We start from the raw sequence: 532 nt of genomic DNA, 5'->3' as shown, positions 1-532 counted from the left end.
GGCGTCACAGTGTTCCTCGGCGAGCGCGAGGCGACTGGGAACGCGGTCGACGACGTAAATCTCGGCCGCGCCCTTGAGTTTGGCGCTGTAAGCGGCCATCAGGCCGACCGGACCCGCCCCGTAGATGGCGACGGAGTCACCGGATTCGAGGTTGGCGAGTTCCGTGCCGTGCCAGCCCGTCGGGAAGATGTCCGCGAGCAGCGCGAACGAGTCCTCGTGTTCCCGTCCGTCCGGCAGTTTGAGCGCGTTGAAGTCGGCGTACTGGATGCGGAGCTTCTCGGCCTGCCCACCCTGATAAGGGCCCATGGCGACGTAGCCGTACGCTCCCCCGGCGAAGCCCGGATTCACGTTCGTACAGAAGCCGGTGTAGCCGTTCTCACAGTTCTCACAGAAGCCACAGGCGACGTTGAACGGCGCGACGACGCGGTCGCCCACTTCGAGACTGCTGACGGCATCGCCGACCTCTTCGACGATACCCATATTCTCGTGGCCGAACACGATTCCCGGCTCCGCGGCCGTCCGCCCCTCGTAC

General features: G+C 65.6%; 1 protein-coding gene. It reads right to left on the bottom strand.

Features of this window, described 5'->3' with window-relative positions; translation table 11 throughout:
• Positions 1-532 (bottom strand): alcohol dehydrogenase catalytic domain-containing protein (locus D3D01_RS22650; protein WP_158600569.1); only part of this gene is annotated, 532 nt, incomplete at both ends.

Source organism: Haloarcula sp. Atlit-7R (genome assembly GCF_003666065.1).
In the GTDB taxonomy this organism is placed as follows: Archaea; Halobacteriota; Halobacteria; order Halobacteriales; family Haloarculaceae; genus Haloarcula; species Haloarcula taiwanensis.
Note: the sequence above shows the minus strand (reverse complement) of the source record. Positions and strands in the feature narration are given on the sequence as shown.